Raw genomic sequence first — 20,666 nt, forward strand, 5'->3', positions numbered from 1 at the left:
ACCGATTCGGTGCCAACCGTTACTTCTGAGGCAGAAAACACCCGTCGGGTGTCGACATATCGACCACCCCGGAGGTCCCGACGGGCTCTGCGCGCGGCGCCCGGCCGCTTGTCCGGGCGCTCGTCCGGCTACTTGGAGGAGACCAGGCCGGAGACCCAGTCCTTGGCGTCGGTGACCCAGTCCCAGGTGGCGTCCCAGAAGCTCTTGCCGTCGGCGACCCAGTCCTTGAGCGGGGTGAATTCCCAGATCAGCCAGGAGCCCACGACCAGGACCACGATCATGAACAGGCAGCCCTTGAGGCAGCCCAGGCCCGGGATCCGCATGGGGTTCGCGCTGCGCTGCCGCGGCGGACGCGGCTCGCGGCGCGGCGGCGCCGGGGGCTCGGGTGCGGGCGGCGGGGCGTAGTGCTGCGGCTGCGCCTGCCGCTGGGGCGGCTGAGGTGCCTGCGGCGTCTGGTAGCGGGGCTGCTGCCGCTGCGGCGGGCGCGGCGCGTACTGCTGGGGCTGCGGCTGCTGCTGCGCCTGGGGCGCGTACGGCTGCTGGCCGTACTGCTGCTGCCCGTACTGCTGCTGGGGGTACTGCCCCCCGCCCTGCGGCGGCCGCGGGGGCTGCTGCTGGGGGGCGGCCCGGCGCACGGGGCGGCGGCGCAGCGGGTCCTCGCCCGGGTCGAGGTACTGCGTCTGCTCGTTGCGGTCGCGGGCCGCGCGCATCTGGGTCTGCCAGGGGTGCGGGCTGTCGCCCTGCTGCGGCTGCTGCTGGTGCTGCGGGGGGCCCGGCGGGACCGGCGGCATGACGCGCGTGGGGTCCCCGCCGCCCTGCGGGCCGGAACCCGCGGGCAGCACCTGGGTGGGGTCCGCGGAGGCACCGGCGCCGTGGCCGGTGCTGCGCATCACGCTCGTCGCCGCGTTCGGGTCGTACGAGCCCGGGGCGGCGGGCGGCAGCATCTGGGTGGCATCGGCGTCGCCGGCCCCGGGGACCGTGCCCAGGCCCGTGCCGGGGACGGACGTGGGCTCGGGGTCGGGCGCGAGCAGTGCGGCGACGCCCAGGGCGGCCTCGGCCTGGGCCGGGGAGGCGTGCACCCCGACGCCGGCGGCGACCACGCGCAGGGCGCGGGCGAGGTTCTCGGCGCTGGGGCGCTCCTCGGGCCGCTTGCTCAGGCAGCGCTCGATGACCGTCCACAGCGGCTCGGGGACGGTGGTGGGGCGGCGCGGCTCGGCGCTCAGGTGCTGGTGGAGCACCTCCAGCGCGGTCGCGCCGGCGAACGGCGGGCGGCCGGTGACCAGCTCGTAGAGCAGGATGCCGGCGCCGTAGACATCGACGGCGGAGGTCTGCGGGCGGCCCTCGGCGGACTCGGGCGCGACGTAGGCCGGGGTGCCGACGAACTCGTGGGTCCGGGTGAGGCCGGGCGAGTCGGCCAGGCGCGCGATGCCGAAGTCGGTCAGCATCGGGTGCATCTGGCCGCCGTCGTTCTTCAGCAGGACGTTGGCGGGCTTCAGGTCGCGGTGGACGATGCCGTCGGCGTGGCTGGCGGCGAGCGCATCGGCGATCTGCGCGGTGAGCAGGGCGGCCGCCACGGGTGTGAAGGGGCCGTTCTCCCGGAGGTAGCGGTGCAGGTCCGGGCCGTCGACCAGGTCCATCACCAGGGCGAGCAGATCGCCCTCGACGACGAGGTCGCGGGTGCGGACGATGTTGGGGTGGGTGAGCCGGAGCAGGACGGAGCGCTCGCGCAGGAAGCGCATCACGACGTCGGCGTCGTTGGCCAGCTCCTCTTTGAGGACCTTGATCGCCAGCGTCTCGCCCGGCTGTCCGGCCACCGCCGCCTCGGCGCCGGCCGTCTCGCGCTGACGGGCCCGCCAGACGGTGCCGGTGGCTCCGCGTCCGAGCGGCTCTTCTAGCAGGTACTTGCTGCCTACCGGCCGCACGTCATGCGCTCCCTGGTCGTGATCCGAGCTGTGTCCGGTCCTTGCTGATCCGGCTTTCGCCTTCTGCCCACTGTAGTGCCGCCTCGCGGACCGTCGGACGGACGAATCCGGTGGGGCTCGGGGGAAAGACGCGGGTCATGGGCGGATGGTTGCCCGGGGGCTCCCCGGCGTGTGTCACCAACGGCGAGAAACCGCGAGAAATCAGTCGGGAGCAGGCAACTCTCAAAAGAAACCCGCCATCGCCGGATGGTGAGCCGAAGGTTCCGCATACTCGGATGGTCGTTCAAGATCACGAAACGGCTCTCGCCGGGCGCGTCGCCGGTGGCAGGTGCGAGGATGCTCGCAGCACGGACGTGCCGGGGAGGGAGCGGGAAACCCCGCGCGACGTGGTGACCTGTACGTGCCGATGCGCCCGTGCGAGGTGGGGGAAAGGCCGCCCGGCCCCTGTCGCGCACCCGGGGCAGGAAGGGACCGTTGACGGCGATGCAGATCCGGCTGACCGTCCTCGGGCCGCTCAGCGGCCACACCACGTGCGCCTGCGATGTGCTCGTGACCGCCCCTGCGGGGACCGCCCTGGCCGCCGTGTCCAGCGGCCTCGCCGCCGCCGTCGCCGCGGCCGGCTCCGACCTCGGCAGCGGTGCCGTCGTCGTGTACGCCGGCACCGAGCGGCTCGACGCGCAGCGGTGCGCCCTCGGCGAGCCGCCGCTCGTCGACGGCGCGGTGCTCTCCCTGGGCGCCCCCGTCGGGCCCGAGCGGCACGCGGGCGTGCTGCCCTCCGGCGTCCCGGGCGCCACCGCCCGCCTCCACGTCGTCTCCGGCCCCGACGCCGGCGGGGTCCACCTGCTGCACGGCGGCGAGGTCCGCGTGGGCCGCTCCAGCTCGGCGGACATCCCGCTGGACGACCCGGACGTCTCGCGCCTGCACTGCGCGGTGACCCTCGCCGACGACGGCGGCGTCACCCTGCACGACCTGGGCTCCACGAACGGCACGACGCTGGAGGGCGAGTCCGTCGACGGCACGCCCCGCCCGCTCCCGCCGGGGGCGCTGCTGCGGGTCGGCGAGTCGGCGCTGAGCCTGTACGGACCGGCCGGCGACGGGCCGGGCGTGCTGCCGGCCGTCCCCGACGGCGAGGGCCACCTGCGGGTGGGCCCGGCCGGCACCGCGGACGAACCGCCGGCCGGGGCACGGTCCGCCGGTACGTCGACGGCCACGGGCCTCGCCGGCTTCGGCACGGCGGTGGCTCCCGGCAGCGCCGCCTCCGGCGGCGGTGCCGGATCGGGCGTCACCTCCCGCGGCGCCGGCTTCGCGACCCTGGCCGAGCACCCCGCCGGCCCTCCGCTGGAGGTGCCCGCCGCGGACGCCGCCGAGGGCCGGCGACGCAACCGCGGGATAGGGGCCTGGGCCCGCCGGCTGGCCGGCGGCCTCGGCGGCGCGCAGCGCACCCCGGACGACGCCGAAGAGCTGCAGCCCGGCGCCGTGAGCGGCGCCGGGGACGTCCTGACCACCGCCGGCGCCCTGCGGGAGCGCTGGCCGGACCCGGCGGCGGTGCTGCTGACGGCGCTCGGGCCCGGTCCGCGGCTGTGGGAGCGCGGCCCCGGCCACCCCGACCTGCTGACCGTCCGCCTCGGCACCGCCGACCGCTACGCCCCGGACGGCGGCGGCCCCCTGCCGTCCGTCCCCGTGACGGTCGGGCTGCGCGACGTGGGCGCTCTCGGCCTGGCCGGGCCCCGGGCCCGCCTGTCGGGGCTGGCCCGTTCCGTCCTCGCCCAGCTGGCCGCGCTGCACGCGCCCACCATCCTCGAATACGTCCTGATCAGCGCCGACCGCGCACGCCCGGTCGAGGAGCGGATGGCGGAGTGGTCCTGGCTGGGCTGGCTGCCGCAACTGCGCCCCGCCCACGGCCAGGACTGCCGGCTGCTGCTCGCCCACGACCGGGAGCAGGCCGAGGCCCGTACGGCCGAGCTCGTACGGCGCCTGGACGACGGGCCGCTGGGCCCGCACTGGGCGAGCGCCTCCCCCGAGGCCGTCGCGACGGCCGCCGCGGGCCACCAGGGGCCGTACACGGTCCTGATCGTCGACGGGGACCCCGGATCGGCGGCGCTGCGCGAGACGGTGGCGCGGCTGGCCGTGGGCGGTCCGGCCGCGGGCATCCACCTCCTGTGCCTCGCGGAGGCCCCGGCCACGACGCCCTCCTCGCCCGTGGCCGCCACGCTCGCGACGGCCGAGGCGGCCTCGCCCGCCTTCCCGCACTGCGGTGCGGTCGCCCTGCTGAGCGGCGACGTGGCCACCGTGGTCCAGGTCATCCACCGCGCCCCCGCGGCCCCGCCGCCCGCCGCGGAGGCCCGCGAGCGCGCCTCCGTGCCCGTACCGCGCTGGGCGGCCGCCGCCGACCGGGCGGCCCGGTCCGAAGCACGCACGGTCGCGGCGCCGGGCACCGGTCCGCACGCCGCGGGCCCCGGCGCCGGGACCACCGTCATCGGCGCCCTGGACGCCGTGTCCGGCGCCTGGGCCGAACGGTTCGCCAGGGCGCTGGCGCCGCTGCGCATGGCCGAGAACGCCGGCGACCCCGCGCACGCCTCCCGCATCGCGGCCGCCCTGCCCCGCACCTCGCGGCTGCTGGACGAGCTGGGGCTCGCCCGCGCCACGCCCGCCTCGCTGACCGCCCGTTGGGCGGCAGCCACCGACCGGGGCGCCCGGCCCGGCGGCCGTGCCGTCGCCGTCCTGGGCGCGGGCCCGCACGGGCCGCTCACCGTCGACCTCGCGGCCGACGGCCCGCACCTGCTGGTGGAGGGCAGCCCGGGCAGCGGCAAGACGGAGCTGCTGCGCTCGCTCGCCGCGTCGCTCGCGGCCGCCGACCGGCCGGACCGGCTCTCGCTCGTCCTGGTCGACGGCGCCGCCGCCGAGCGCGGCGAGGGCCTGCGCGTCTGCACGGACCTGCCGCACGTGTCGACCTACCTGGCCGCCGCCGACCCGGTGCGCATGCGGGAGTTCGCCCAGGCGCTCATCTCGGAGCTCAAGCGCCGCGCCGAGCTGCTGGGCACGCTCGACTTCACCGCCTGGCACGACCGGCACCAGGCCCCCGCGGCGAACCCCGGCGTCATCCCGCCCCGGCGTCCGTCCGAGCCGCTCTCCGGCGACCTCGAACCGGCGCCCAGCGGCACCCTCAAGCTCCGCACGCAGCGCAGCGACGCCACGACACGCACGGCCGACACGGCCCTGCCCCGGCTCGTGGTCCTCGTCGACGACTTCGACGCGCTCGTCGCGCCCGCGCTCGGCAGCACGGGCCGCCCGGCCGCCGGTTCGGTCGTCCGGGCACTGGAGGCCGTCGCCCGGGACGGCGAACGGCTCGGGGTGCATCTGATCGCCGCCTCGGGGCGGCCGGAGCGCACGGCCGACACGGCGGCGGTCGAGCACGCGGGGCTGCGCGTGGCCCTGGAGATCGCGCCCCCGGCGCCCAACGCCCCGGCGGGGGCTGGTCCGGACGGCAGCGACGGGCCGGTCCCCGGGCGCGGGCGTCTGCAGCGCCCGGACGACGCGGGGGCGACGCCCTTCCAGGCCGGCCGCGTCACCGGCCGGATCCCCCGCACGGCGACGCTGCGCCCGACGGTGGTCCCGCTGGACTGGCAGCGCATGGGCGATCCGCCCACCCGCCGCCCGCTGCGCGAGCTGGGCAACGGGCCCACGGATCTGGCCCTCCTGGCCAGCGCGCTGCAGCGCGCAGCACAGTCCGCCGGGGCGCAGGCGGCGCCGCCTCTGCTCTAGGCAGCGCGTCACAGCCCGGTCACGATAGGCGAGTTGACACCGGAGACGGTATTGCGGCGGCTCGTGACCGGGCGTAGGACTGTCGCACGGGAGTGCGGCCGGTATGCCGGGGTGACGTGCGGCAGGGCCGCCTGCGGGGACCGGGCACAGGAGGTACGGCCATGCGTACGCCAACACGTCCATCGCTACGCACAACACGAGCGGCACGCAGCGCACTTGCCCTGGTCGCGGCGGGGGCACTGGCCCTCACCGCCGCGGGGTGCGGCGACGGCGACGACAAGAGCGACGACGGCAAACAGAACACCTCGAAGCCCGTCCCGGGCAAGTCCGACGTCATCACCCACACCGTCGAACTCCCCAAGCTGGCAGGGCAGAAGCTGAAGGTGACGGCCGTCTGGACGGGCGCCGAGCAGAAGAGTTTCACCAAGGTGCTGGACGAGTTCGCCAAGCGCACCGGCGCAGAGGTCTCCTTCGTGCCCAGCGGCGACGACATGTCCGCCTTCGTCGGCTCGAAGGTCGCGGGCGGCGATCCGCCGGACGTGGCGATGCTGCAACAGCCCGGCGTGCTGCGCGAGTTCGCCCAGAAGGGCTGGCTCAAGCCGCTCGGCCGCGAGGCCACCGCACAGCTTGACAAGAATTTCGCCAAGGGCTGGCGGGATCTCGGCTCCCACGAGGGCAAACAGTACGGTGTGTACTTCAAAGCGACCAACAAGTCCCTTGTCTGGTACAACACCAAGGTCTTCGAGGCGGCGGGCGTCAAGGAGCCGAAGACGTGGCAGGAGTTCCTGCACACGGCGCAGGCGATCGCCGACTACGGCGTCTCACCGGTCTCGGTGGGCGGCGCCGACGGCTGGACCCTCACCGACTGGTTCGAGAACGTCTACCTCTCCCAGGCGGGCCGGGAGAAGTACGACCAGCTCGCCCAGCACAAGATCAAGTGGACGGACGCGTCCGTCAAGGAGGCGCTGATCACGCTCGGCCAGCTCTTCGGCAAGAAGGAGTTGCTGGCGGGCGGCAACGAGGGAGCGCTGCAGACCCAGTTCCCCACCTCCGTCACCCAGACGTTCACCGGCGGGGAGAAGGCGAAGGCCGCCATGGTCTTCGAGGGAGACTTCGCGGCGGCCAACATCACCGGCGCCAAGGCGACGATCGGCAAGGACGCCAAGGTCTTCCCCTTCCCGGCCGTGGGCAGCCGCTCGCCCGTGGTGACGGGCGGGGACGTGGGCGTGGCACTCAAGGACGGGCAGGCGGCGCAGGCGCTGCTGACGTTCCTGGCCTCCTCCGACGCGGCACGGATCTGGGCCGCGGAGGGCGGCTTCGTATCGGCCAACAAGAACCTCGATCCGTCCGCCTACCCGGACGAGGTCCTGCGCTCCATCGGCAAGGCGCTCGTCGCGGCGGGGGACGACTTCCGCTTCGACATGTCCGACCAGGCCCCCGCCTCGTTCGGCGGCAAGCCCGGCCAGGGCGAGTGGAAACAGCTGCAGGACTTCCTGCGCAACCCGGGCGACGTGGAGGGCACCCAGCAGCGGCTGGAGTCCGACGCGGCCAAGGCGTTCAAGAGCTGACGGGACGGGACCGGCACCGTGACCACCGCGACCGCTCCCCCACCGTCCGCCGCGCCGGCCCGCAGGCGCAAGAGCGTGCTGGGCACCCGTCCCTGGGTGGCCGCCTGCTTCCTGCTGCCCGCACTGGCCCTGCTCGGCGCCCTGGTCGTCTATCCCATCGGCTACTCCGTCTACCGCAGCCTCTTCGACGCGTCGGGCGACGGCTTCGTCGGCTTCGACAACTACCAGGAGGTCTTCACCGACGAACGCATCCGCACGGCCCTGAAGAACAACGTCATCTGGGTGGTCGTCGCCCCGGCCGTCGCCACCGCCCTGGGCCTGATCTTCGCGGTGCTGACCGAGCGGGTGCGCTGGGGAACGGCCTTCAAGCTGGTCGTCTTCATGCCGATGGCGATCTCGATGCTCGCCGCGGGCATCATCTTCCGGCTCGTCTACGAGCAGAACCCGGACCGCGGCGTCGCCAACGCCGTGTGGGTGGGCATCCACGACACCTTCGCCGCCCCCGCCCCCTACCCGGGCGCCCGTCCCCGGCCGACCGGCGACCTGGCGGCGAGCGGCGGCGCGTACACCACCAAGGCGGCGGTACGGGCGGGCACGGCGGTCGCGCTGCCGCTGGTGGCCGTCAAACCGGAGGACGTGGGCGGCGCGAAGGAGGCGATACCGGCGCGCGACGTGGCCGGGAAGGTCACCGGCACGGTGTGGATGGACTTCACCAAGGGCGGCGGCGGGACCGCGGGCAAGATCGACGCGGGTGAGAAGGCCCTGGCGGGCATCGCGGTGGAGGCGGTGAAGGACGGCCGGACGGTCGCCTCGGCCACCACGGACGCCGACGGGACCTTCACGCTGCCCGCGGCCGCGGACGGCGCCCGGCTGCGCCTGCCCGCCGCCAACTTCGCCTCCGCCTACAACGGCGTCGACTGGCTGGGCCCCACCCTCGTCACCCCGTCCATCATCGGCGCCTACATCTGGATGTGGGCGGGCTTCGCGATGGTCCTCATCGCCGCCGGCCTGGCGGGAGTGCCGCGCGAACTGCTGGAGGCGGCACGGGTCGACGGCGCCACGGAATGGCAGGTCTTCCGGCGGGTGACGGTGCCGCTGCTGGCACCGGTCCTCGCGGTCGTGGTCGTCACCCTCATGATCAACGTGCTGAAGATCTTCGACCTCGTCTACATCATCGCCCCCGGCTCCAGCCTCGACAACGCCAACGTCCTCGCGCTCCAGCTCTACCAGTCGTCCTTCGGCACCGACGTCAACCAGGGCGTGGGCAGCGCCATCGCCGTGTTCCTGCTGCTGCTCGTGACACCCGTGGTGATCGTGAACATCCGCCGGATCCGCCAGGAGAGGAAGGGCCGGTGATGGCCACCACCACGAACACGGCCGCAGCCGCGAACACGGTCGTACGGGCCGAGCAGTCACTGCCCTCCCGCATCGCCGCCCGCCTCGGCGGAGGTGCGACACAGGCGCTCCTCGTCGTGGTCGGGCTGTTCTGGCTGATGCCGACGGTGGGGCTGCTGCTGTCCTCGCTGCGCGACAAGTCCGACATCGCCTCCTCGGGCTGGTGGCAGGTCTTCAGCCACCCCGCCCAGCTCACGACCGAGAGCTACCGCACGCTCTTCGGCAACGACAAGGTCATGGAGTCCCTCCTGACCACCGCCGTGATCACCATCCCGGCGACGGCGCTGGTCATCCTCATCGGCGCGCTCGCCGGATACGCCTTCGCCTGGCTGGACTTCCCCGGCCGGGACTGGTGGTTCATGGTCGTGGTCGGGCTGCTCGTGGTCCCCGTGCAGGTCGCCCTCATTCCCGTGGCGAAGCTCTTCAACGCCCTGGGCATCTTCGAATCCACCGTGGGCGTCATCCTCTTCCACACCGCCTTCGGACTGCCCTTCGCCGTCTTCCTGCTGCGCAACTTCTTCGCCGAGATCCCCCGCGAACTCCTGGAGGCCGCACGCCTGGACGGGGCGGGCGAGCTGCGGCTCTTCACCCGCGTGGTGCTGCCGCTGGGCGGACCGGCCATCGCCTCCCTGGGCATCTTCCAGTTCCTGTGGGTGTGGAACGACATGCTCGTCGCCCTGATCTTCGCCGACAGCGGCAACCCTCCGATCACGGTGGCCCTGCAGCAGCAGGTCCGTCAGTTCGGGGACAACGTGGACATCCTCGCGTCGGGCGCCTTCCTCTCGATGATCGTTCCGCTGGCGGTCTTCTTCGCCTTCCAGCGCCAGTTCGTGAGCGGGGTGATGGCCGGAGCGGTGAAGTGACGTCCGATGGGTGTGTCCTGTGGGTGTGTCCTGTTCCGACAGGTGCGTCCTGTGGCGTGTCTACCGGCGCAGGTAGAGCGATATCGCACCGCCTCGGACGAACACGGTGGACTCCTCCCGGTACAGCGTGTCGAGCGCCCCCACCTTGGCCCGCTCGGCGCGCTGGGCACGGAACCACGGGGTGCCGACCGTGGTCGTGTCCGCCACCACCCACACCCGTCCGCGCGGGGGGAGCCGGCCCAGCCGGGCCCGTAGCTCCGCCGTGCCCACTTCCTCGCCCAGGAGCGTGCCGGAGGCGGCGGGCGACCGCTTGAGGGTGAGGTCGTGCAGCCCAGCGAAGTCCCGCGGGTAGGCCAGGGCCGTGCGGCGCTCGTGGAGCGGCAGGAACAGCACCGCGTCCCCCGGCCGCGCCACCCGCCCCACCGCCGAGGCCACCCGGGCGAGTTCGTCGCCCCGGCTCGCCGGCAACCGCTCCAGCTCCTGGACGGTCAGGTGGACGGCGAAGGCCGCGGCGACCACCGCGACACCGGCCACCGTCACAGCCCGGCGCCACGGCACCACCCCCAGCAGCCGTTCCGCGCCGGCCGCGGCGAGCAGCGGCACGCCCGCCAGGCTGAACAGCAGATAGCGGTCGAGGAAGAGCGGCTGGCGCTGGGAGGCGAGGTAGAGCAGGGCCGGCGGAACGAGGGCCAGCGGCAGGGCGACCGTGCTCAGCCGCAGCGGCCCGGTGCGGGGCAGCGGCAGGAGCAGCGCCACGACGGCCAGCAGCACGACGACGGTCAGGACGGCCTCGCCGGGGCCCGCGAAGGCGCGGAGGAGTGCTTGCGCCTGCTCGGGGCCGGGCGTGCGGATCCACGCGACCTGCTCACTCTGGCGGCGGGAGACCACCGCCAGCGGCGCCAGCACCCCGCACGCCCCCGCCGCCGCGCACCCCCAGCGCCGCAGCGTGCGCCACGGCACCCGGGAGACGAGCAGGGTCACGGCGTGCGCGGCGAGCACCAGCACGGCGAACTCGTGGAGCAGCGCCGTGACCGCGACCACCACCCCGTACCCCACCCAGCGCCGGTAGGGGGAGTCGTCCTCGACGGCCCGTATGAGCAGCCACGTGGCCAGGGCGGCGCCGGCGGCGACCAGGGCGTACGAGCGGCCTTCCTGTGCGTAGTGGCTGACGAACGGGGTGACCGCGTAGAGCAGCCCCGCCCACAGCCCCACCCGGGGCCGGGCCAGCCGGCTGCCGATCAGGGCGACCAGCGCCGCGGTGGCGGCCGCCGCGGCCACGGACGGCAGGCGGAGCACCGTCTCGTCGGCGCACAGGGCGAGGAGCGGGTGCATCAGCAGGTAGTACAGGCCGTGCACGGCGTCGATGCTGCCGAGCATGTGCCAGATCTCGGGCAGCGAGCGGCGGGCCACCTGGAAGGTGGCGGCTTCGTCCCGCCACATCGTGCCCCGGTCCAGCCCCCACAGGCCGAGCAGCAGCATGACACCGGCAGGCACGGCTGGTACGAGCACGGCCGGTACGAGCACGGCAGAGACGCGCCGTCCGCCACCGGACCGGTCACCGGACGGGCTGCCGGACCCGTGGGCTCCGGCCCGTCCCCCGGACCGGCTGCCCCCGGACCGGCCGGCAAGCCGTGCTGCCGCCGGTCTCAGTACCGTCCACAGCAGCGTCCGCAAGACCGTCGCCCGTGCCGTCGCCCGTGCCGTCGGTAGCGCCATCGGTCCCATCTGTGTCCCTCCCCCGTCTCTCCCCGTCCCGCCCCGCATGGGTGACCATGGTGCCCACTTGTCGTACTTATCGGATAAGACTGTTTTCTGTGACAGTGAACGGGAGCGGAACTCCTGCCACCGCGCAGGTCAGCGTGATCGTCATCGGCTATGACGACGCCGGGCACATCGCCCACGCCGTCCGTTCCGCCCTGGCCCAGGGCCCGGTCGTCGCCGAGGTCGTCGCCGTGGACGACGCCTCCACTGACGGCACCGGCGACATCCTCGACCGCCTGGCCGAGCGCGAACCGCGCCTGAAGGTCGTCCACCGCACCGTCAACAGCGGAGGCTGCGGCACCCCCCGCAACGACGGTGTCCGGGCCGCCACCGCGCCGTATGTGATGTTCCTGGACAGCGACGACGCGCTCCCCCCGGGCGCGGTGGCCGCCCTGCTGGACGCCGCCCTGCGGCACGACGTCCCCGTCGCCGCGGGGCTGTGCGTGCGACGTGAGCTCCCCCGGCGGCGGGACACCCCCTGGCAGCGCGGCCTCTACCGGAGGCCCGCCGTCCATAGCTCTCCCGAGGAACACCCCGCCCTGCTGCACGACACCCTCTGCGTCAACAAGCTGTACGCGCGCGCCTTCCTCACCGGCCATGGCATCGCCTTCCCCGAGGGCGCATTCCACTACGAGGACTTCGTCTTCACCGCGCGTGTCCTCGCGGCAGGTCCCCGGGTGGCGACCGTTCCCGACCCCGTCTACATCTGGCACGTGCGCCGGAACGCGGCGCGGCCGTCGATCTCCCTCGACCGGGGCAGCGTCGCCAACTGGCGGGCCCGCGTCCTCGCCCATCAGCACGGCGTGAACGTCTTCCTCGACGCCGGCAGCAAGCCCCTCGCCCACGCGGCACGGGTGAAGTTCCTCGACCACGACCTGCGCATGTACGCCCGCGAACTGCCCTCCCACGGGCCCGCGTACGGCACCACCTGGTGGCAGGTGGCCCGTGACTGCCTGGCCGCCTACGACGAGGCTGACCTGCGCGCCGCCCGCGCCCCGGCCCGCTGGATCGCCCGGGTCGTCCTGGCCTCGCCGGTCCCGCGCGACCTGGAGCGCCTGGCCCAGCTGGCCGCCCGTCCCGCCCGGCTGCTCCCGCCCTATGCCGAGGCGGCCGGACGGCCGGTCTGGGCACCGGACCTCCCGGAGGTGCTCCTCGACGGCCTCACCGGGCCCGGCGCGAAGCCGGTCCGCCGGCTGCCGGTGACCGTCGACGCCGCGCTGTCCCGGGGACTCGGCCCCCGGGCCCGGCTGCACCTGCGCGTCCACGAGCTGTACGGGCGGCTGGCGGCGGCCCGTCCGCACACGGTCGACGTGGAACTCCGACTGCAGGACCGCGACGGGACGGTGGTGGAGCACTCGGCCCCGCTGGTGGCCGAGGAGGCGGGCTGGACCGCGGCGCTCGACGTCGACCTCGCCGGGCTGTCCACCCACGGCCACCGGCCGGGCCCGGCCCAGGTATGGGACGTCCGGGTGCGCATCCGGTGCGAGCACGGCGGCACTCTGCGCACGGCCGTGCGGGGCGTGTTCAGCGGCGGGGCCGCCCCTCGCCCGGGTGTGGCCGTGAGCGCGCGGTGCGGGGTGCTGGTGGCCCAGCCCTACGCGGCCACGGGCGGCTCGCTCGCGCTGCGGCTCGTGCCCGGCGTACGGTCCGCCGCCGCCATTGCCGAACGCAGGCTGCGCAAGCGCTTCCCCCTCCGTCGGCCCGCCCCTTTCCGGAAACACAGGCCCGGCCTCCGGACCCCGGGCGTTCGCCCGTCGACGGGCGTGTGACGGCGTCACCGCTCCACCTCCTCGAACAGCGCCTCCCACCGGTCCAGCACCGAGGGCAGGGCCAGCGGTGCGACGTGCTCGCGCGCCGCCCTGCCGTACCGCGCGCGCAGCGCACCGTCCTCCATCAGTTCGCCCAGTGCCGTCGCGAACGCCGTCGCGTCGCCGTGCGGCACGAGGGTGCCCGTCCGTCCGTGGGTGATCAGTTCGCGGACGCCGCCCGACAGGTCGAAGCTCACGCAGGGCACACCGGCCGCGGAGGCTTCGGCGAGGGCCATGGGGCGGCCTTCGCGTTCGCTGGTGAGGGCCACGACCGACAGCTCGCGGTAGACGGCGGCCATGTCGCGGACGCTGCCCCGGAAGCGGACCCGCTCGCCGATGCCCAGGTGGGCGGCCTGCTCCCGTAGCTCCGGCTCCAGCGGGCCATCGCCGAAGAAGTGGAGCTCCCAGCCGGGGTGCGCCGGGCAGACGGCGGCGAAGGCGTCGATCAGCCGGTCCAGCCGCTTGACCGGGTCGAGCCGCCCGACCGCGCCGATCCGCCGCGTGTCCAGGGGCGCGGGGTCGAGCGGTGTGAACGGCAGGGGGTTGGGCATCACGGCGACGTTCGGCAGCCGTCGGCGGCGGAACTCCGCCGCATCCGGTTCACTGAGGAAGACCGCCTTCTCCAGGGCTGGGTAGTACTGAAGGATCAGCTGCAGGTTGACGGTGTGGCACGCCTGCAGGAACGACTCGTGGTACTGCCCGATGGCCCTCAGGTGGAGCGGCCACTCCAGGGAGTCCAGCCACACCGCCGCCCAGGGCGAGCCGATGATCACCAGACCTTCGCTGCCGGCCGGCACCGACGCGAACCTCCGGGCCAGCCGCCGGCGCGCCTTGTTCCGTGCCGCCCGTTCACCACGCGCCCGGCGCAGCCGGGCGGGGTGCAGCCGCTCGGCGAGCGAGGCGGCCTGCCAGGAGGGCGGGGCGGGGGTGTCGTAGAGGGTGGTCCGCCGGTAGGCCGGATCGGCGAGGTAGGTGTGCGGTTCGGGGCTGGGACGGATGCCGATGAGCTCGGTGCGGTGGCCGCGTTCGGCGAACCCTTGGGCGAGGGTGTGCAGGACCCGCTGGGAACCGCCCATGGAATCGACGTCGATGCCGACGAGGAAGAGGTGGCGTGTCGTCACCGGGCGCTCCCCTCGAAGAACAGGTCGACCACGGCCTTGCTCGACCGCCCGGTCTCATAAGGGTTGAAGCGGGCCTGGAAGCGTGCGTAGGCCCCGGCCCACCGCTCCTGCAGCTCCACCGCATCGCGGAGCGCAGCGCCCAGTTCGCGTGTGGTGGTGCACAGCGGGCCGGGGGCGATGTCCGTCAGCTCGTAGTAGGTGCCGCGCGAGACGGAGCGGTAGCGCTCGTAGTCATCGACGTAGAACAGGATGGGCCGGCCGAGGTTGGCATAGTCGAACATCACCGACGAGTAGTCGGTGAGCAGGGCGTCCGAGGCGAGCATCAGGTCGTTGAGGTCGGTGAACTCGCGCCCGTCGCGCAGTGCGTGCCCCAGCTCGCGCGGGACGGTGAACCGCTCGTAGTAGTGCGGCCGGATCACGACCGTCCATTCCTCGCCCACCTCCCGCACCAGCTCGGCGAGGTCGACGCGGATGGATTCGCCGCTGCCGCGCACCCCGTCACGGAAGGTGGGGGCGTAGAGCAGCACCTTGCGTCCGTCGGGGATCTGCAGCCGCTCGCGGGTGGCGGCGGCGCGGTCGCGTTGGGCGGGGTCGTTCCACCGGACGAGGACGTCGTTGCGGGGCAGCCCGGTGCGCAGCAGCTCGCCGTCGTACGCGTTGGCCCGGACGAAGGTCCGCTCGAACTCCTCGCTGGGGCAGACGAGCGCGTCCCAGCGGGCCACCATCTCGCGGTGCAGGCGTTGCCGTTCGGGGCCGGCGAGCCGTAGCTCGGGGGTGTCGAATCCCATGTGTTTGAGGGCCTGGCCGTGCCAGGTCTGCAGGTAGCGGGTGCCCGGCCGCTTGGTGAAGAGCACGGGGAAGCCGTGCGAGTCGATCCAGTAGCGTGCGCGGGCGACCGTGCGGGCGTATTCCCAGCTGCCGCGGCGGATGAGCTCCACGCCCTCGGGATAGGAGGAGCGGCTGCCGGAGTAGGACCAGACGGCGCGCAGCGGGAGGCGGCGGCGCTGGAGTTCCTCGTGGAGGTAGCGGGGGCTGTCGGCGTAGCCGCGGCCCTCCAGGGCCTCGAAGACGACGAGCCCGTCGTCGATGGGCAGTTTCTGCAGCTCGTGGTAGGTGAGGGCCTTGGCCCGGGGGCCGGTCACCCGGCGGGTCAGGCGGTGGACGCGGCGGCGTACGGGCGACAGGCCGGGCGCGAGGTCCTCGGCGCGGGCGAGGGCTCCGGCGCGCTCCCAGGCGAGTTCGAGGCGTCCCACGCCGTGTCCTTCGCACGCGGCCCGCACGGTGTGCCGGCCGACGCGCGCCCGCAGCGGTGGCAGGTCGGCGGGGGCCAGCAGCGGGTCGCTGCGGGTCAGCCCCAGCCGGTCCAGGGCGACCAGCGGGTGGCGCCGCCCGCGGAATCCCTTGGCGCCGACCGGGACCAGGCCGAGGTCCAGCTCGGCCTCGGCGGTGCGGACCTGCGCGTCCGGCCCGTCCCCGCCGCGGGCCCGGTCGTAGCGGAACGGCACGACCAGCGGTTCGGCGGTGGCGGCGATGCGCAGTTCGGCGGTGACGGGCGCCGTGCCGTCGAGCACGCGGGCCGGGTCGTAGGTGCGCAGCGAGATCCGCAGGCGTGTCCCGGACGGCTCCAGCCGCACCACTTCGTGGCGCAGGGGGGCGGTGGTGAAGGGCTGCTCGTCCAGCCGCCAGGCGCTGATGTCCAGTGCGGCGGCGGCCTGTTCGTCCTGGGGGAGGGTGCGGCCCCAGTAGGTCCGTCCGGCGGCGTCCCGGACGGTGTGGCGGGGGGCGATCAGGGGCCGGTCCAGCGTGCGCGCGCACTCGGCGGCCTCGGCGAGCCGGCCCGTCCGCAGCAGGTACTGGCAGAGCTGCTGTTCGCGGGGCACGGTGGCGAAGGCTTCCGGGGCGATGCCGCTCAGATAGGGGCTGACGGTGGCGGCGAACTCCTCGGTCCACCGGCGGTCGCGGAAGGGCAGGTCGCCGAGGTAGAGGCGGAGGTCGTGCCGGAGGAATTTGGCGTCCTTCGCCGGTCTGAGCGCGGCGTTGCCGCTCTCCTCCAGGAAGGTGTCGATCAGGCCGGCGACGGTGATGCGGTCCCTGACGTTCTGGATCTTGTGTCTGCTGGAGGAGATGGACGGTCCTCTCGCGGGGTCGCCGGCGAGGTGCCAGGTGTAGACGGGCCACGGGACGACGGCGAAGGCCCGCGCCAGGGTGAAGGCCCGGGCGGAGAAGAGCTGGTCCTCGTAGTGCAGGTGTTCGGGGAAGCGCAGGTCGTGCCGGGCGAGGAAGTCGGCGCGGTAGAGCTTGTTGGTGGAGAGGTGGTCGAGGAAGTATTCGGGGGCGGAGCGGATGCCCTCGACGAGGCGGGCGTCCGTGAAGAGTTCGGGGTACCACAGGCCCGTCGTGCCGGTCTCCTCGAAGAGCCGGGCGACCTCGCCGGTGACGAAGTCGGCGCCGCTCTCCTCGGCGGCCAGGAGCAGTGACTTGCAGGCGTGGTACGGCAGTTCGTCGTCACTGTCGAGGAACATCACGTACGGGGACCGGGCGGCGTCCAGGCCGGCGTTGCGCGGCGCGCCGCACCCGCCGCTGTTGGCCGGGAGCCGCAGGCAGCGCACGCGGGGGTCGGCTGCGGCCAGGCTGCGGGCGACCTCGTAGGAGCCGTCCGCGGAGCAGTCGTCGACGACGATGACGTCGAGGCGACGCAGGGACTGCCCGAGGACCGAGCGCACGGCGCGCGGCAGTCGCTCGGCGTCGTTGTGAACGATGACGACGACGCTGACATCGGAGGCGGGCATGGGTCACCTCACTTCGGAATCGGTGGGAGACGCGATCGCATCGGAATCGGCCGAGGACGCGATCGCACTACACAGAGAGTAACCGTCATCACTGACAGTTACCACCCCTTTTTCTTCGCCGCTCCCCCGCCAGGCCGCGTGAGCGAGCACCGCCGCCAGCCCCGTGAACATCACGATGTCCCGGTACGCATGCCGTTGGGCGGTGTCGAGCCCCGGCCACGGCACCCCGCCCAACTGCGGCACCAGCGGCATCCAGAACCACACCGACCGCACCGCCGCCCCCCGTTCCACCACCGACGCCGCCAGCGAAGGCGCCACGACCAGCGCGTAGTTCAGGAACGAGGGACGCGAGACCACGAACGCCGCGAGCATCAACAACGACGCGCACTCCACCAGCTGCAGCCCGGGCGCGCCCCCTCGCCGCCACCGCAGCCACGCGAAGCCCAGCACCACCACCCCCGCCGCCGCCGCGAGCGCGAAGGCCAGGGTGTGCGGCACCCCGAAGCGGGGCAGCACCGCCGGCCACGAGGCGTCGTACGGACGGGCGTACGCGTCCTGGCCGTGCAACAGGAAAGGCAGCGTCCGGGTGAAGAACAGCCCAGGCCGCGGCATCGCCGACGCCGCCGCCAGAGAAAGCAGCACGGGAAGGGCCACCGCCCAGGCCAGCGCCCGCCACCGCCGGGCCAGCACGAAGACCAGCAGCATCGGCACCAGCATCGGCTTGAGCGCGATCGCCGCCCCGACCACCATCCCCGCCCCCGACCAGCGCCCGCGCCGCGCCAGCAGCAGCGCCGCCGGGAACGCCAGCGCCGACGCCGCCGTCCAGTTGCCCAGGAAGACCAGACTGTGGAACGGCAGGAAGAGCGCGATGCCGACCACCATGGCAGCCGCCAGCCGGCTGTCCGCCCGCACCGAGAAGATCCGCAGCGCCAGCACCGCCCCCACCGCCACGAAGGCACCCGTCACCACCGGCACGGCGTAGAACAGGACCCGCTCGGGGAAGAAGGTCTGCGGCACCGCCGCGAACACAGCCCCCGGCAGGTACAGGAACCGCTTGTCCGCGTACGGCGAGCCGCCCTCCAGCAGGGCCTGCGCCGCCCGCACCACGACCGCGTTGTCCAGGCCCGTACGGTCCTTCGCGTAGGCCCGGATCGAGCTCAGGACGTACAGCAGCAGCGCCGCGGTCAGCACCGGCCGCGAGGCGCGGCCTCGCAGCCACCCGACGATGTCCGCGGGGGCGGCAGGGGGGACGGGAACCTCCGTGGCGGTCACGGCCGCACGACCTCCAGCAGCGCGAGTCCGCCCGGCCCCCGGGCCGCCCTCCTGAGCGCGGGATCGTCCGGGGCGAGACCCCCGCCGCCGTTCTTCTGCAGCACCCATCGCACGCCGTACTCCTTGAGGATGCCGAGCCGTTCGGCCCGGGAAGTGGCCGGGGCGAAGTAGCGCCGTGTCGCGTCCCGGCGCCGCTTCTCGTCGGGAAGGAAGAGATCCGGATAGGCGGGGGCGACGGTGTAGGGCCCGTAGGCGGGCAGGGTGCGCAGCGCATAGAAGTCGTCCGTCATCACCGTCGCCCCCTTGGGCACCTGCGCCACCGCCCAGCCCAGCCCTCGCCACAGCCCGAAGGCGGGCACGTCGCGCAGCACGGGCGGAATGGCGTCCCTGCGCAGGACGTACGACAGCACCCCCGCCTGCATCCACGCCCCCACCAGCAGGGCGGCCACCGTCACCGCCGGCAGGGCCCGGCGCAGCCCTGCGCCGCCGGCCTCGGCCACCTCGATGGCCAGCGCGAGCTGGGCGGGCAGCAGCATGGCCGGCAGGACACGGCCCCACGCGTAGTGCCCGCTCAGCCAGCCGGCCGCGAAGATCATGGCGCCCAGCACGAAGAGGAGCACCAGCGGATCGCGACGGTCGCGCCGCCAGCGGATCGCCAGGGCGACGACGCCCAGCCCCACCAGACAGAACCGCTCGGGCAGGAAGTCGTACAGCGGCCGGTGGACGGCGTCCAGCCCGCCTCCGTCCAGCAGCGCCAGGAAGGGGTAGTACGGCCAGGACAGCAGCACGAGCAGCGCCAGCGCACCCCCCGCCGCCATCCGGAGCCACAGGTTCCGGTCTGGCCCGGGCCGCGCCCCGACCAGCAGGGCACCGACGCCCAGCACCGCGACGGCGCCGGTGAACTGATGGCACAGCAGCACCGCCGCCAGCAGCGCTCCCAGCCCCAGGAACCCCAGGAGCCCCCATGCCTCCTCAAGCCCCCAGCGCAGCAGCGCCCACAGGTGGAAGGTGAGGCCCAGGGCGAAGGTGCTCGGATAGGCCAGGGTCAGGCACAGCGAGCTGAGGCCCGGCACCCCGCTCCAGGCGAAGAGCCGCACGCCGTACAGCAGCAGGACGCACAGCAGCGCGAGGGGCACGGCCGCACGCCGGCGGCTGAACGTACGGACGAAGGCGGCGATCCCACTGCCGAGCAGGGCGAGCCCTCCCAGGGCCGCCAGCCGCAGCACCCCGAACGTTCCCCAGCCGCTCACCGACGCCACCAGGGCCAGCGCGACCGCCCAGGGCGAGTAGTACGGGCTGGCGGTGTCCTCGTCCACCAGGGGGTTGCCCGGGTGGAGGAGGTCCGCACGCAGCCGCTCCAGCACCGCACCGTGCATCCCCAGGTCACCGGACCAGGGCAGCCGGACCACCATGAGCAGCAGCAGGGCGGTCAGCAGCAGGACCGCGACCGCGGCCGCCCGGTGCGGCAGGCGGGCCCTGGAGGCCATGGCCGGCATCACGGGTCAGCGGGAGCGCTTGGCGGCCGGCCGTGTCGCGGCCGCGCGCAGGGTCTTCGAGCGCAGCCGCCAGGGCATGGCCACGGATTCGAGCTGCACGGCCAGGTCCATCTTCGACTCTCCTGCCGTGCGGTCCTCGAAGTGGATGGGCACCTCCATCACGGTGAATCCGGCCCGCAGCGCGCGGTATTTGGTCTCGACCTGGAAGCTGTAGCCGGCGCTGTCGACACTGCCGAGATCGATGGTGCGCAGCGCGTGGGCGCTCCAGAGGTTGAAGCCTCCGGTGATGTCGCGGACGCGCGTGCCGAGGATGCCGCTGGCGTAGGCGTTGGCCCAGCGGGAGAGCAGTTTGCGGTGGGTCTTCCAGGCGTCGGAGAGGGTGCCGCCGGGCACGTACCGGCTGCCCACCACGACGTCCGCACCGGTGGCCAGGGCGACGCCCAGCATGTCGGCGATCTTCTCGGTGGGGTGGCTGCCGTCGGCGTCCATCTGCAGGACGTAGGCGGCGCCCTCGGCGACCGCCCGCTCCATCCCGGCGGCGTACGCCCGGCCGAGGCCCTCCTTGGCCGTGCGGTGCAGCACGCCCATGCGGACGCGGCCGGTCTCGTCGCGCCGTTCGGCCTCGTTGTACTTCTCGGCGAGCTGTTCGGCGATGGCGCCGGTGCCGTCGGGGCTGTCGTCGTCGACGACCAGCAGCCGCAGGCCCTCCAGGGGGAGCGCCATGAGCGCCTCCGTCATGGTGGGCAGGTTCTGCGCCTCGTTGTAGGTGGGCATCACGACGGTCAGCGGAGTGCGGCCCCATTCGGCGGGCAGGGGCGGGCCGGCGGGAGTGCGCGGAGAGCTCATGGGCTGGTCCTTGCGACGGAACGTGCGGGGGGACGGCTCAGGCGGCCAAACGGATGTTCAAAC

12 protein-coding genes are annotated in these 20,666 nt (G+C 74.0%); 5 read left to right on the forward strand and 7 right to left on the reverse strand.

Annotation, left to right across the window (positions count from 1 at the left end; translation table 11 throughout):
* Positions 1 to 128: 128 nt before the first annotated feature.
* Complete coding sequence (locus tag LE181_RS20670; protein ID WP_225662804.1) at positions 129 to 1,922, reverse strand: serine/threonine-protein kinase; 1,794 nt, start codon at positions 1,920 to 1,922, stop codon at positions 129 to 131.
* 483 nt (positions 1,923 to 2,405) lie between these two features.
* Here LE181_RS20670 and LE181_RS20675 point away from each other — a divergent pair, with 483 nt between their 5' ends.
* From LE181_RS20675 to LE181_RS20690, 4 genes are all read left to right on the forward strand, one after another.
* A complete protein-coding gene (locus LE181_RS20675) occupies positions 2,406 to 5,684 on the forward strand; it encodes an FtsK/SpoIIIE domain-containing protein (RefSeq protein ID WP_225662828.1) in 3,279 nt (1,092 codons plus the stop codon).
* Between the two features lie 161 nt (positions 5,685 to 5,845).
* Positions 5,846 to 7,252 carry an ABC transporter substrate-binding protein gene (locus tag LE181_RS20680; RefSeq protein ID WP_225662805.1) on the forward strand — a complete coding sequence of 469 codons (1,407 nt, stop codon included), beginning with the start codon at positions 5,846 to 5,848 and terminating at the stop codon, positions 7,250 to 7,252.
* 18 nt (positions 7,253 to 7,270) lie between these two features.
* Positions 7,271 to 8,608, forward strand: coding sequence for a carbohydrate ABC transporter permease (locus LE181_RS20685; RefSeq protein ID WP_225662806.1), 1,338 nt, complete (start codon positions 7,271 to 7,273; stop codon positions 8,606 to 8,608).
* The gene (locus LE181_RS20690; protein WP_225662807.1) at positions 8,608 to 9,510 is read left to right on the forward strand and encodes a carbohydrate ABC transporter permease; all 903 of its coding nucleotides are present in this window, start codon (positions 8,608 to 8,610) and stop codon (positions 9,508 to 9,510) included. Before LE181_RS20685 ends, LE181_RS20690 begins: the two co-directional genes overlap by 1 nt.
* A 60-nt stretch (positions 9,511 to 9,570) precedes the next feature.
* Here the strand turns inward: LE181_RS20690 and LE181_RS20695 are convergent, their stop codons facing one another.
* Positions 9,571 to 11,004, reverse strand: a complete 1,434-nt coding sequence (locus tag LE181_RS20695; RefSeq protein WP_225662808.1) for a glycosyltransferase family 39 protein — start codon at positions 11,002 to 11,004, stop codon at positions 9,571 to 9,573.
* Positions 11,005 to 11,330: 326 nt separating this feature from the next.
* Here LE181_RS20695 and LE181_RS20700 point away from each other — a divergent pair, with 326 nt between their 5' ends.
* Positions 11,331 to 13,040, forward strand: coding sequence for a glycosyltransferase family 2 protein (locus LE181_RS20700; protein WP_372458437.1), 1,710 nt, complete (start codon positions 11,331 to 11,333; stop codon positions 13,038 to 13,040).
* Positions 13,041 to 13,045: 5 nt separating this feature from the next.
* Here the strand turns inward: LE181_RS20700 and LE181_RS20705 are convergent, their stop codons facing one another.
* The 5 genes from LE181_RS20705 to LE181_RS20725 are packed head-to-tail and all read right to left on the reverse strand — an operon-like array spanning position 13,046 to position 20,603.
* The gene (locus LE181_RS20705) at positions 13,046 to 14,200 is read right to left on the reverse strand and encodes a glycosyltransferase (RefSeq protein ID WP_225662810.1); all 1,155 of its coding nucleotides are present in this window, start codon (positions 14,198 to 14,200) and stop codon (positions 13,046 to 13,048) included.
* Positions 14,197 to 16,989, reverse strand: a complete 2,793-nt coding sequence (locus tag LE181_RS20710) for a bifunctional glycosyltransferase/CDP-glycerol:glycerophosphate glycerophosphotransferase (protein WP_225662811.1) — start codon at positions 16,987 to 16,989, stop codon at positions 14,197 to 14,199. Before LE181_RS20710 ends, LE181_RS20705 begins: the two co-directional genes overlap by 4 nt.
* Positions 16,990 to 16,992: 3 nt before the next feature.
* Complete coding sequence (locus LE181_RS20715) at positions 16,993 to 18,261, reverse strand: glycosyltransferase family 87 protein (RefSeq protein WP_225662812.1); 1,269 nt, start codon at positions 18,259 to 18,261, stop codon at positions 16,993 to 16,995.
* Positions 18,258 to 19,748 (reverse strand): hypothetical protein, encoded by a 1,491-nt coding sequence (locus tag LE181_RS20720; protein WP_225662813.1) that lies wholly within the window; start codon positions 19,746 to 19,748, stop codon positions 18,258 to 18,260. Before LE181_RS20720 ends, LE181_RS20715 begins: the two co-directional genes overlap by 4 nt.
* Positions 19,749 to 19,763: 15 nt before the next feature.
* Positions 19,764 to 20,603 carry a polyprenol monophosphomannose synthase gene (locus LE181_RS20725; protein ID WP_225662814.1) on the reverse strand — a complete coding sequence of 280 codons (840 nt, stop codon included), beginning with the start codon at positions 20,601 to 20,603 and terminating at the stop codon, positions 19,764 to 19,766.
* Between the last annotated feature and the right edge of the window lie 63 nt (positions 20,604 to 20,666).

It is taken from the genome of Streptomyces sichuanensis (assembly GCF_020328095.1).
GTDB classification, from domain to species: domain Bacteria; phylum Actinomycetota; class Actinomycetes; order Streptomycetales; family Streptomycetaceae; genus Streptomyces; species Streptomyces cinnamoneus.

Coding starts and splice junctions, on each gene's coding strand:
- LE181_RS20690 (WP_225662807.1), top strand. CDS start 8,608: ATGGCCACCACCACGAACACGGCCGCAGCCGCGAACACGGTCGTACGG.
- LE181_RS20720 (WP_225662813.1), bottom strand. CDS start 19,748: ATGGCCTCCAGGGCCCGCCTGCCGCACCGGGCGGCCGCGGTCGCGGTC.
- LE181_RS20725 (WP_225662814.1), bottom strand. CDS start 20,603: ATGAGCTCTCCGCGCACTCCCGCCGGCCCGCCCCTGCCCGCCGAATGG.
- LE181_RS20680 (WP_225662805.1), top strand. CDS start 5,846: ATGCGTACGCCAACACGTCCATCGCTACGCACAACACGAGCGGCACGC.
- LE181_RS20710 (WP_225662811.1), bottom strand. CDS start 16,989: ATGCCCGCCTCCGATGTCAGCGTCGTCGTCATCGTTCACAACGACGCC.
- LE181_RS20675 (WP_225662828.1), top strand. CDS start 2,406: ATGCAGATCCGGCTGACCGTCCTCGGGCCGCTCAGCGGCCACACCACG.